Here is a 12,648-nt window from a genome sequence, read left to right on the forward strand (position 1 = left end):
CCTCACGCATCCGTCTCCTCGGCGGCGGACGCATGTGCGACGAGCCCCCGCAGCGCCTGGAACCAGCGCTCGGCCAGTGATCGGACGGCCTCTTCCGAGACCGCCTCCGCGGCCCAGGTCCAGATCGCCACCAGCCGCGGCCCGTCGGCCGAGTCCTGGGTGATGGCGTTCAGCTCGACCTGGTGGGGCAGGGGCAGGTCCGCGGCGCGCGTGCCCTGGATGGCCTGCGTGCCCGGAGCGAGGGCCCAGCTCTCCTCCTCGTCGCCGAGCGTGATCCGCCCGAGATAGTTGAAGCCGATCCGCGGCCGTGGACGGCCGGCCAGGCTCGATGAGGTCCGTTCGTTCAGATGGCGCAGCAGGCCGAACCCGATGCCGTTGTCGGGGATCGCCCGCAGTTGCTCCTTGACCCGCTCGAAGGCGGTTCCCACCGCGGCCGCGCCGGCGCGCACCGCCTCCCAGTCCACCTGGCCAGGGTCGAGCCGGACGGGGAACATGCTGGTGAACCAGCCGACCGTGCGTGACAGATCCACATCCGGGACGATCTCCTCGCGCCCGTGCCCCTCGACGTCGATCAGGACGGCCGAGCCGGCGGCGCCGCGTTCGGGCCAGTGTCCGACGGCGAGCGCGAGTGCTGTGAGCAGTGCCTCGTTGACCCTTCCCCCCAGGGCGGCGGGCACCTTGGCCAGCAGGTCGCGGGTGGCCGCCGGGGAAAGGGTCAGTGTCAGATGGCGCGCGGTGGCGACGGCCTCGGCGTCGTGACCGCCGCCGAGCGGCGGGTCGGCGGTCTCCAGGACGTCGCGCCAGAGCTCCAGCTCCCCTTCCCGCGCCGGACTCGCCGCCTCGGCGCGCAGCCTCTCGGCCCACTGCCGGAAGGAGGTGGCCACGGGTGGCAGGGTCACCGGCCGGCCGGCGCCGACCGCCTCGTACGCGGCCGCCAGGTCCGGGAGCAGGATGCGCCACGAGACCCCGTCCACCGCGAGGTGGTGGACCATGATCAACAACCGGCCGGGGCGGGACGGACCCGCGGCGAACCAGACGATCTCGACGACGGCACCGGCCCGGACGTCCAGGCGGCGGGCGGCTTCCGACCGGTGTGCCGTGATCGTCCGCGCGAGCTCGTCGTCCGGGAGTCCCGCCACGTCGACCCGCCGGACACAGGACTCGCCGGGAAGCCCGTCCGGCGGATTCACGCGGAGTGACCATGCGCCGCCGGCTTGCGAGAGTTGCAGTCGCAGCGCGTCGTGATGTCTACGGACATGCCCCACAGCGGTGCGCAGGTGATCGAGATCGAGATCGGCCGGCACGGTCACGACGACGCTCTGGCTGAACTCGTCGACGGATCCGCCGAGATCGCGAAGCCAGTGCATGATCGGTGTGAGCGTCACGGGGCCCGTCCCGTCGTCCGCGGAGGGCGTCGACGGTTCGCCGGCGTCCTCCACGAGGGAGACGAGCCCTCTCACCGTCTGCTGTTGCAGCAACTGCCGCGGACTGAACGTCAGCCCTTCCTTCTTGATCCTGGCCAGCAGCTGGATCGCGATGATGGAATCGCCGCCGAGGTCGAAGAAGTTGTCGTCGACGCCGACCCGCTCCAACCCGAGCACCTCGGCGAACAACCCACACAACAACTCCTCCCGCTCACTCCCCGGCCCACGCCCCGACACCCGATAATCCGGAACCGGCAACGCCCGCCGATCGACCTTCCCATTCACCGTCACCGGCAACCGATCCAAAACCACCACCGCCGACGGCACCATCGCCTTCGGCAACCCCTCAGCCGCCCCCCGACGCACCCACCCCCCATCCAGCCCCACCCCAGCACGCGGCACCACATACGCCACCAACCGCCGATCCCCCACCCGATCCTCACGCACCACCACCGCCACCTGCGCCACCCCCGGCAACCCAGCCACCACCGCCTCCACCTCACCAAGCTCGATCCGCACCCCACGAACCTTCACCTGGTCATCCACCCGACCAACAAACTCCAAATCCCCATCCACCCGCCACCGCACCACATCACCCGTGCGATACATCCGCTCACCCGAAACAAACGGACACGCCACAAACCGCTCCGCCGTCAACCCCGGCCGATTCACATACCCCAACGCCAAACCCACCCCAGCCACATACAACTCCCCCGCCACCCCCACCGGCACCGGCCGCAACCACTCATCCAACACAAACGCCCGCAAATTCTCCAAAGGCCGCCCCATCGGCGGCACACCCTCCACCACCCCCAAAACCCCACTCAACGTCGCCACCACCGACGTCTCCGTCGGCCCATACGCATTGAACAACGCACGACCCCCAACCCAACGCCGCAACAAATCACCACCCCACGCCTCACCACCCACCACCAACACCCGCAAATCCACCAACTCCATCTCCGGCACCGTCACCAACGCCGCCGGCGGAATCAACCCATGACTCACCCGCTGCTCCACCAAAAACCGCCCCAACTCCTCCCCACCAAACACACCCACCGGACACACCACCAACGCCCCACCCCCACCAAAAGCCCACAACAACTCAAACACCGACGCATCAAAACTCGGCGAAGCAAACTGCAACACCCGACACCCCGGCCCCACACCAAAACGCGCCACCTGCACCGCAGCCAAATTCACCGCACCCGCATGCGACACCACCACACCCTTAGGCCGCCCCGTCGACCCCGACGTATAAATCACATACGCCGGATCATCCACCCCCAAAACCCCCAACCGCTCCCCCACCACCAAATCAGCCGACGAACAACCCCCCACCGGAAAATCAGCCAAATCCCGAATAACCAACCCCGCCCCCGAATCCGCCACCATAAACTCCACCCGCTCCACCGGATACGACGGATCCACCGGCAAAAAAGCACCCCCCGCCTTCACCACCGCCAAAACCGCAACCACAAACTCCACCGACCGCGGCAACACCACCGCCACCACACACCCCGGCCCCACACCCCGACCCACCAAAACCCGAGCCAACCGATTAGCCCACCCATTCAACTCCCCATACGACAACTCCACCTCCCCCACCACCAACGCCACCTCACCACCAAAACGCCCAGCCACACCCTCGAACAAACCACCAAAGGTCTGCTCGGAAACGGCGAGCTCGTTCTCGTTCTGATCGGTCACGAGGCGGCGCCATTCGTCGGCGTCCAGCACGTCGAGCCGGCTCATCGGCGTGCCGGGGGCGTCCGCCACCTGCGCCAGGACCCGCAAGAACCGCGCGAGGAGCATGTCCGCCGCGGGCCTGCCGAACATGTCGGCGGCGTATTCCAGCGTGCCGTGCAGGCCCGCCGGCCGGCCGCCGTCGTCGAACCGTTCGGCCACCTCCATCGACAGGTCGAACTTGGTGGTGCCCGTGGGGAGGACTTCCGTCTCGACGGCGAGCCCGTCCAGGTTCGAACGGGGTGCGGCGTTGTTCTGGAAGGCCAGCATCACCTGGAAGAGCGGATGCCGTCCCAGCACGCGCGCGGGGTTGAGCATCTCCACCAGATACTCGAACGGAAGGTCCTGGTGGGCGTAGGCCTCCAGGTCCACCTCGCGCGTCCGGGCCACCAGCTCCCTGAAGCTGGGATCGCCGCCGGTGTCCACGCGCAGCACCAGGGTGTTGACGAAGAACCCGACCAGATCGTTCAGCGCTTCGTCGGTGCGGCCGGCGATCACCGTGCCCACCGGGACGTCGGTGCCCGCGCCCATCCGGGTGAGCAGCGCCGACAGGGCGGCGTGCACCACCATGAAGACCGTGGCGCGGCTCTGCCTGGCCAGGCGCAGCAGGCCGGCATGCACCGAGGCGTCGCACTCGAACCGGAGCACGTCGCCTCGGCCGCCGGAGCCTTCCGGCCGGAGCCGATCAGCGGGGAGCGTCAGCTCCTCGGGAAGGCCGGCCAGCTTGCCGGCCCAGTACTCCCGCTGCCTGCTGATCAGGCTGCCGGGGTCGTCCTCGCCGCCGAGCAGCTCGTGCTGCCACTGCGCGTAGTCGGCGTACTGCACGGGCAGGGGCGCCTGGGCGGGGTCGCCGCCGCGGCGGCGCGCGACGTAGGCGTGGGACAGGTCCTGGACGAGGGGAGCCACCGACCAGCCGTCGCAGGCGATGTGGTGAAGGACGAGCAACAGCACGTGATCGTCAGGGGACACCGTGAAGAGGGACGCGCGCAGCGGCGGCTCGGCCGACAGGTCGAACCCGCGCGTCGCCGCCCGCCTGAGCGCCTCGGCCAGCGACGCCTCCTCCACCGCGACCTCGGCCAGTCGCGGGCCGGCTTCGGCCGGGCTCAGGATCCGCTGGGCCGGGACGCCGTCGAGATCGGGGAAGATCGTCCGAAGGCTCTCGTGCCGGGCCACGACGTCACGCAACGCCGCATCCAGCGCGCCCACGTCCAGCCGCCCCTTCATCCGCAGCGCGATCGGCACGTTGTACGTCGCGGCGTCCGCCTCCAGACGGTGCAGGAACCAGAGCCGCTGCTGGGCGAACGACAGCGGCACGGCCCCGGCACGCGAGGTCGGGGCCAGCACGGGCCCCGAGGTCGCGTCAGGCGCGAGCCCTCGGGCCAGTTCGGCGGCGGTGGGCCGGTCGAAGACGGCTCTGACGGAAAGCGCCGTGCCCAGCTCGGCGCGTACGCGGCTGATCAGCCTCGTGGCCAGGAGTGAGTCTCCACCGAGGTCGAAGAAGTCGTCGTCGACGCCGACCCGCTCCAACCCGAGCACCTCGGCGAACAACCCACACAACAACTCCTCCCGCTCACTCCCCGGCCCACGCCCCGACACCCGATAATCCGGAACCGGCAACGCCCGCCGATCGACCTTCCCATTCACCGTCACCGGCAACCGATCCAAAACCACCACCGCCGACGGCACCATCGCCTTCGGCAACCCCTCAGCCGCCCCCCGACGCACCCACCCCCCATCCAGCCCCACCCCAGCACGCGGCACCACATACGCCACCAACCGCCGATCCCCCACCCGATCCTCACGCACCTCCACCGCCACCTGCGCCACCCCCGGCAACCCAGCCACCACCGCCTCCACCTCACCAAGCTCGATCCGCACCCCACGAACCTTCACCTGGTCATCCACCCGACCAACAAACTCCAAATCCCCATCCACCCGCCACCGCACCACATCACCCGTGCGATACATCCGCTCACCCGAAACAAACGGACACGCCACAAACCGCTCCGCCGTCAACCCCGGCCGATTCACATACCCCAACGCCAAACCCACCCCAGCCACATACAACTCCCCCGCCACCCCCACCGGCACCGGCCGCAACCACTCATCCAACACAAACGCCCGCAAATTCTCCAAAGGCCGCCCCATCGGCGGCACACCCTCCACCACCCCCAAAACCCCACTCAACGTCGCCACCACCGACGTCTCCGTCGGCCCATACGCATTGAACAACGCACGACCCCCAACCCAACGCCGCAACAAATCACCACCCCACGCCTCACCACCCACCACCAACACCCGCAAATCCACCAACTCCATCTCCGGCACCGTCACCAACGCCGCCGGCGGAATCAACCCATGACTCACCCGCTGCTCCACCAAAAACCGCCCCAACTCCTCCCCACCAAACACACCCACCGGACACACCACCAACGCCCCACCCCCACCAAAAGCCCACAACAACTCAAACACCGACGCATCAAAACTCGGCGAAGCAAACTGCAACACCCGACACCCCGGCCCCACACCAAAACGCGCCACCTGCACCGCAGCCAAATTCACCGCACCCGCATGCGACACCACCACACCCTTAGGCCGCCCCGTCGACCCCGACGTATAAATCACATACGCCGGATCATCCACCCCCAAAACCCCCAACCGCTCCCCCACCACCAAATCAGCCGACGAACAACCCCCCACCGGAAAATCAGCCAAATCCCGAATAACCAACCCCGCCCCCGAATCCGCCACCATAAACTCCACCCGCTCCACCGGATACGACGGATCCACCGGCAAAAAAGCACCCCCCGCCTTCACCACCGCCAAAACCGCAACCACAAACTCCACCGACCGCGGCAACACCACCGCCACCACACACCCCGGCCCCACACCCCGACCCACCAAAACCCGAGCCAACCGATTAGCCCACCCATTCAACTCCCCATACGACAACTCCACCTCCCCCACCACCAACGCCACCTCACCACCAAAACGCCCAGCCACACCCTCGAACAAACCACCAAAGGTCTGAATCGCGCCCTCGTTCATTTCCAGCTCCGTTCGTCAGAGTAAAAGGTGAATCGGACGAGAAAAGGCTGCTACGGGGCCCGCACGGCTCCGGTCTCGGGATCAGGCATCGGCACGGCGGAGGAAGATCTGAGAACGCTCATCGCCGAGATCATCGCGACCACGCAACAGGCGGCGCCGATCACCAGGGTGAGCGACATCCCGGACAGGAACGCGGACTTGGCCGCCGCGACCAGCGTGGCGTCGCCCGTGTCCAGGGCGCCGGCGATGGACTCCCTCGCCGCCGCCGGGGCACCCGCCGGCATCGAGGACGAGTATTTCCAGGCCAGCACGCTTCCCAGCACCGCCACGCTCAGGGCCATCCCCAGTTGCTGAACGGTGTCGTTGAGAGCCGATCCGACCCCGGCGTGCTCCTCCGGCACGACCCCCATCAGCAAGGTGTACGCGGCCGGGCTCGCCAGCCCCGCACCGACCCCCATGATCACCAGGCCGGCGGGGAGCAGGCCCCCGTCCGCGCCGCTGTCGATGAACGCCAGCAGGACGAATCCCGCCGCCGCCCCGGCGAACCCCGCGGCGATGAGGGACTGGTTGCTGATCCTCTTGCCCAGCGCCCCGCTCGCCACATTGCCGAGCACGGACGCGACGACGTAGGGCAGCAGGTCCAGCCCGGCGGCGACCGGGCTGATCCCCCGTACGAACTGCAGGTACTGCGCGAGGACGAGCAGCAGCGCGCCCGAGCCGAAGACCACCAGGACGATCGTGAGCGACGCGCCGCTGAAGCGCCGGTCGCGGAACAGCGACAGAGGGAGCATCGGATGATCCGTGCGCCGCTCCCACCAGATGAACGCCGACAGCGAGGCGACGGCGAGCAGCGCCGCCACGAGTGAGCGCGGCGCCGCCCATCCCTCGCGCGGCAGCGAGATGACCACGTAGATCAGGGCGGTCATCCCCAGGGCCGATGACAGCACGCCGACCGGGTCGAGCCGGCGGGCGGGCCCCTTGGACTCGGGTACGAGCCGGACCGCAACGGCGATGACCAGCCCGGCGACGGGCAGGTTGAGCAGGAAGATCATGCCCCAGGGCGCGTGTTCCAGCACGAATCCGCCGACCAGCGGCCCGACGATGAGCCCCATCATGGCCGCCGCGCTCCACGCCGCGAACGCCTTGCGGCGTTCCCCGGCGTCGAAGACGTTGACCAGGATGGACAGGGTGCTCGGCATCAGCATCGCACCGCCCAGCCCCATGAAGGCCCGCGCGGCGATCAGGTGCCAGGGCTCGGCCGACAGTGACGCGACCAGTGAGGCGCCGCCGAACACGACCAGGCCGAGGATGAGGAACCGCCTGCGCCCGTACCTGTCGGACAGGCTTCCGGAGGTGAGCAGCATTCCGGCGAAGGCCAGGGCGTAGGCGTTGATGATCCACTGGACGTCGTCCGGCCCCGCGCCGAGGTCGCCCATGAGGACGGGCACCGCCAGGTTGAGCACGGTGTTGTCCATGACGAGAATCCATACGCACAGGCACAGAACGCCGAGGATCCCCCAGCGTCGAGAATCGCGAGCCATCCTGCTCCTTCCTCCGGCGTCCGGATTACGGCAGCACTTCCATCTGCATGGTCGACGCGCTGTAGACCCCGTCGAAGAGCCGCACACACCAGCCCTCGTATTCGTGCGGCACGACCCCTGAGGCGGCCGTCACGGTCCAGGGGATGTCCTGGGACTCGCCGGGGTCGAGGTCGCACCGCGCCGACCAGCCCGCCGGCAGGTTCAGGAAATTCCCGGCCGAGATCGCGAAGCCCACCATGCCCGCGAGCCTCCTGCCCGTGTGGTTGGACACGGTGGCCGTCAGCTCACGGGGCCGGTCATGCCTGAGCCAGACGACGTGCTCGGCCTCCCAGGCGACGGTGGAGCCGGAGGTGGACCACCACAGGTCTCCGCACCGCCGGCACTGAACCGTGGAGATCCTCAGCTCGGGCTCGATGCGATGCGCGAACGTGGCCAGGAAGGCGCTGTCCAGCTTGCACTTCGGACAGCGCTGAGGCTCCTCGCTCACCTTGTCGAAAGCAGGCAGAGCGGTTTGCGTGAAATGCCACCAAGAGGACTGGATCTGCTGGATCAACGACGTCGCGACCTCGGCCTGAACCGCCGCCAGTTGCCCTGCCACCGCGACCAGCTCCGTCTCCGGAGGGGCGGTACGCCGACCACCGGCCGCGGCCTTGATCCCCCTGCGCAGCTCGGCGATCCTTCCCTCCGGCACCCCGACGTCGAGCCAGCGCAGCCGCAGCAGCCGGGGAATGACCTCTGTGTTGATGTAGGCCAGCTCAGCCAGCCCCCGGTTGTCGCGCTCGTCCGGAAGGGCCCGCCGCCGACGAGGCTCCGGCGCGGCGTCGGGGTTCAGCACGAGCGTAGGGTCGCCCAGCAGCCCGAACCGCGACATCTCCCCTCCCACGAGCATGGCCTGCTCGTTGACCTGCTCCAGAACGTGGCCGAGCGAGCCTCCGGCGGCCAGGCCGGCTCGCATCTCGTGCATGAAGCCGGCGTCGTCGAGGTGCTTGCCGATCGTGCCGATGACCGCGACCGCCGTGCCGGCCATGAAGCCCACGCCGAACCCGACATCGCCGGGGAAGACGTTGTTGCCGACCGCCACCGACATGCAGCTCTGCGCGAGGACCACGCTGGCGTCGAGGTCGGCGACGGGGAGGCGCTGCTCGTCCTTGAGGTCCTTGCGGTAACAACCGGCTCCTCTGAGGCATGACACGGCGCGGTGCTCCCCGTTCAACACGGGAAGGGGTTTCCCCAGGTAGTCGGATCTGCCGCACAGGATCGCGTCAGGCAGGTTCGCGCCGCACTCCATGCCATGGGTGCGCATCGCCAGAAGACGCACCGGCTCGTCCTTCAGCGAGAGGAGTTCGTCCCACGCGACCGCGTCGGCGCTGTCGGCCTCCTCGTCCTCCGGATGCAGGATCGTGAAGTCGCGCGCCTGGCCCAGGGCATGAAGGGTGAGCGTCCGGTACACCAGGCAACTCAGCGAGGAGGCGTCTCTGGCGGTCACGACACCGAGGCGCGGCGCCAGACAGCCGGGCCAGTCCCCCAGGGCGGCGAAGTCGTCGACGAGGCCGACCAGCGCGATCGGCTCGTCCGCGTGGCGGCCGATCGCCCCGGCGAGCTCACTCAGGCCAAGGTGGGCATGCGGCCTGTCCGTCGCCCTGGCCAGCAGGACCGCCGCCGCCTCGCTCTCCTCGCCGCCCACGGACAACACGACGCCGTCCCGCGGGCTGCCGTCGATCGCCGGCCACTCCGGGCGTCCGCGACGCAGGAGCACGCTCCGGTAGCGCTCCACACTCGGTCCGTCCAGCACCGGGAAGGGCCGGCCCGGAGCCCAGGACCGGGACCGGGAGACCAGGGCGTCCCCGGTCGACACGACGATCGCGGACTCCTCGCGACTGCTCATCCGAGCCACCTCCTGCCTTCCGTGCGTCAAGCGGCTGACGCGCCGTCGAATCGGGCCGCGTGCAGGGCGAAGTCCACGGCCGCCTCCGCGTGCAGGCGGGCGCTGGGGAACACCGGGATGCTGGTGTCCTTCTCGCTGATCAGCAGCTCGATCTCGGTGCAGCCGAGGATGACGCCCTCCGCGCCCCTCGCCGCGAGGTCGGCGACGATCTGCCCGAAGACCTCCCTGGAGGATTCCTTGAGCACCCCCCGGACCAGCTCGTCGAAGATCACACGTTCGACGACCAGCCGCTGCTCGTACTCCGGCACGACCACCTCGAAGCCGTTGGCGGCCAGGCGGTCCCGGTAGAACGACCCCTCCATGGTGAAGCGGGTGCCCAGGAGGCCGATCTTCCGCATTCCCCGGTTGCGGACCTCCGCGCCCACGGCGTCCGCGATGTGCAGCACCGGGACGGTCACCGACCGCGCGACCTGCCCGGCGACACGATGGAAGGTGTTGCTGCAGATGAGCAGCGTGTCGGCGCCCAGGCCCTCCAGCTTCCGCCCGGCGTCGCCGAGCAGGGCGCCGACCTCGTCCCAGCGTCCGGCGAAGATGAGCTCCTCGCAGCTGCTGAACTCGAAGGACCAGATGAGACTGCGCGCGGAGTGGGTTCCGCCCAGCCTGGCACGGACCTCCTGGTTGATGATCTGGTAGTAGATCGCAGTGGACTCCCAGCTCAGCCCACCAATAAGACCGATGGTACGCATATGACTCCATTCCGTTACATAGTCGGGGCGGCAGCCTGGAGGACGGTGTCGCGCGGACGAGAGGTCAGTGTTCGCCGTGCTGCCGCGTCGGGTGCAGGAGGCGCGGCTGAAGCTCCGTGACAAGGCGCTGCGCGGGGTCGTCGAAGCCGGTACGGGAGACGGTGACGGCGTGACGGCCGAGTGCCGCCGGGCGTGCGACCGGGTCGGCGTCCACGACCGCACGCGGCCCTTCGGCATCGTCCGGACGGCTCCGCCCCGGCTTCCCCCCACCTTCTTTCGCGGCCCGGTTGGACAGGAACGAACCGGCGAGCACGAGAAACATGCCGCACCACTGCACGAACGACAGCCGCTCGTCCAGCGCTATCAGTGCCACCACGGCCGCCACCAGGACCTCAAGGCTGGCGAGAACGCTGGCCAGCGGGGACGACAGGCGCCTGACCGCGCCCATGCCCGTGAGGTAGGCCGCGATCGTGCTCACCAGCACCAGCCACGCGAGCACGCCGACAACGGGTACCTGCCAGCCGCCGACCGGTACGTCCTCCAGGAATGCCGCCCAGCGGATGTTCCATGGCGCGGCCACGGGGGTCAGGACGAGGGCGCCGCCACCGAGCCCCCAGACCAGCAGGCCGAGCACGTCGACTCCGGCCAGCGATTCACTGAGCAGGAAATACGTGGCAAGACAGCAGGCGGCGGACAGAGCGAACAAGAGGCCGAGCGGGTCGAGTCCCGCACCCGCCCGCACCTGCACGACCGACGCCAGTCCCATCGTCACCAGAACGGCGCCGAGAACGGCGTGCGAGGAGATCCTCCGCCGCCACATGACGCGCACCCAGAGCAGTACGAGGACGGGCGCCAGATAGACGATCAGAAGGGCGATGCCCACCGGTATCCGGGAAAGCGCGGCGAAGAACATGCCCTGCGCGCCGGCCACCGCCAGCAGACCGTACGCGGCCATGGCCGGCAGCACCGACCGGGGGACGCGCAGAGCGTCCCGCCGCCGCAGGAGCACGAACGGCACGAGCAGGCAGGAACCTATGAGCAGCCGAATCCACACCGCCTGCAGCGATCCCAGGCCGACATGACCGAGGGCCTTCGCCGCGACCCCGGCGAAGCCGAAGCAACAGGCGGAGGTCAAGGCCATGATCAGGCCCACGGCCCGCACTCGATGATGCACTGGACAGCCCTTCGACTAGCTCGTCCGGGAAATCTGGCGACCCACCGCCGCGGCGGTCCGCTCCCATTCCCGGGGGCCGGGAGGCAGCACGCGCAGGGTGAACTCCGAGTCGGTCAGGCCGGCCCACAGGGAGAAGTCGGCGATCGTCGCTCTGGCCTGGTCACGTACGACGACGGAGATCGGTACGGTCAGCGGCGGGGCGGCGTGGTGACGGAAGCTCTCCGCGATGGCCAGATCCCCGCGGAGCGCCGGCTCCAGGATCTCCACCCAGTCCGGGTCGTCCAGCAACGCGGAATCGGTGTCGCCGGCCCGCTTCAGGTAGTCCACCAGCTCACCGGTGGCCGCGTCGGACGGCGGATATCCCATTTCCGTCTCCGCGAGTGTCTGGGGCGCGCCCACACCCTGCACGATCAACATGCGCGGGCCGGTCTTCCCGGCGGCCTGGAGCCGCTGTGCGAGCCGGAAGGCCACCAGCGCGCCGAGACAGTCGCCGAAGAAGACCGACGGAATGTCCATGGCAGGGCCGACCGCCTCGTGCAGCGCCGCGCACAGGTCCTCGATGTCGGTGAACGGCGCCCGGCCGAAACTCCGCTCCCTGCCGGGGAGCAGAGGCACGCACAGCTCGATCTCCGGCGGCAACGCCTCGGCCCAGCTCGCGAACATGGCCGGGCCGCCCGCGATGTGCGGAAAACAGAAGAGCCGAGTTTCAGGAGCGGGCGAACGCTCATGCTTGATGATCGATATACGCGTCATGTCGCGCTCCTATTCCGGATAACGTGTCATCGGGTCACCGGGCGCCACCCCGAATTCCACGTTCTGGTCGAGCCCGGCAATCGTCGGCCACCGGTAGAAGAGGCGGGCCGTCACTTTCCCGTCGAGTTCGTCACGCACCCGATTGACGATCTTCATGGCCATGATGGAGTTTCCGCCGAGGTCGAAGAAGTTGTCGTCCGCTCCGACCTCGGCCACCTCCAGCACGTCCGCGAATATCCTCGACAATGCCTGCTGCCGTTCGTTTTCCATGGGTCACTTCGTCCAAATGCGGGGCGGCTTCATCGATGAACACTTTAGGCAGCACCGGACG

Annotated in this window: 7 protein-coding genes; all 7 read right to left on the bottom strand. The window is 68.7% G+C overall.

The window, feature by feature from the left end:
* Positions 1-2: 2 nt before the first annotated feature.
* Positions 3-6,218, bottom strand: coding sequence for an amino acid adenylation domain-containing protein (locus tag AB0J97_RS39595; protein WP_364098861.1), 6,216 nt, complete (start codon positions 6,216-6,218; stop codon positions 3-5).
* Between the two features lie 50 nt (positions 6,219-6,268).
* Positions 6,269-7,759 carry an MFS transporter gene (locus AB0J97_RS39600; protein WP_364098864.1) on the bottom strand — a complete coding sequence of 497 codons (1,491 nt, stop codon included), beginning with the start codon at positions 7,757-7,759 and terminating at the stop codon, positions 6,269-6,271.
* Positions 7,760-7,784: 25 nt separating this feature from the next.
* A complete protein-coding gene (locus AB0J97_RS39605) occupies positions 7,785-9,644 on the bottom strand; it encodes a hypothetical protein (protein WP_364098867.1) in 1,860 nt (619 codons plus the stop codon).
* A gap of 26 nt (positions 9,645-9,670) precedes the next feature.
* Complete coding sequence (locus AB0J97_RS39610; protein WP_357700337.1) at positions 9,671-10,390, bottom strand: aspartate/glutamate racemase family protein; 720 nt, start codon at positions 10,388-10,390, stop codon at positions 9,671-9,673.
* Positions 10,391-10,454: 64 nt separating this feature from the next.
* A complete protein-coding gene (locus AB0J97_RS39615; protein WP_364098870.1) occupies positions 10,455-11,543 on the bottom strand; it encodes an EamA family transporter in 1,089 nt (362 codons plus the stop codon).
* 36 nt (positions 11,544-11,579) lie between these two features.
* Entirely contained in the window at positions 11,580-12,317 is a 738-nt protein-coding gene (locus tag AB0J97_RS39620) for a thioesterase domain-containing protein (protein ID WP_364098873.1), read from the bottom strand.
* A gap of 9 nt (positions 12,318-12,326) precedes the next feature.
* On the bottom strand, positions 12,327-12,587 hold the full coding sequence (locus AB0J97_RS39625; protein ID WP_364098876.1) for an acyl carrier protein: 261 nt from the start codon (positions 12,585-12,587) through the stop codon (positions 12,327-12,329).
* Between the last annotated feature and the right edge of the window lie 61 nt (positions 12,588-12,648).

Source organism: Nonomuraea sp. NPDC049607 (assembly GCF_040675375.1).
GTDB lineage: Bacteria > Actinomycetota > Actinomycetes > Streptosporangiales > Streptosporangiaceae > Nonomuraea.

What these genes read in the sequence shown, in the direction of transcription:
- AB0J97_RS39595 (WP_364098861.1), bottom strand. Translation starts at nt 6,218, where the DNA reads ATGAACGAGGGCGCGATTCAGACCTTTGGTGGTTTGTTCGAGGGTGTG.
- AB0J97_RS39600 (WP_364098864.1), bottom strand. Translation starts at nt 7,759, where the DNA reads ATGGCTCGCGATTCTCGACGCTGGGGGATCCTCGGCGTTCTGTGCCTG.
- AB0J97_RS39605 (WP_364098867.1), bottom strand. Translation starts at nt 9,644, where the DNA reads ATGAGCAGTCGCGAGGAGTCCGCGATCGTCGTGTCGACCGGGGACGCC.
- AB0J97_RS39610 (WP_357700337.1), bottom strand. Translation starts at nt 10,390, where the DNA reads ATGCGTACCATCGGTCTTATTGGTGGGCTGAGCTGGGAGTCCACTGCG.
- AB0J97_RS39620 (WP_364098873.1), bottom strand. Translation starts at nt 12,317, where the DNA reads ATGACGCGTATATCGATCATCAAGCATGAGCGTTCGCCCGCTCCTGAA.
- AB0J97_RS39625 (WP_364098876.1), bottom strand. Translation starts at nt 12,587, where the DNA reads ATGGAAAACGAACGGCAGCAGGCATTGTCGAGGATATTCGCGGACGTG.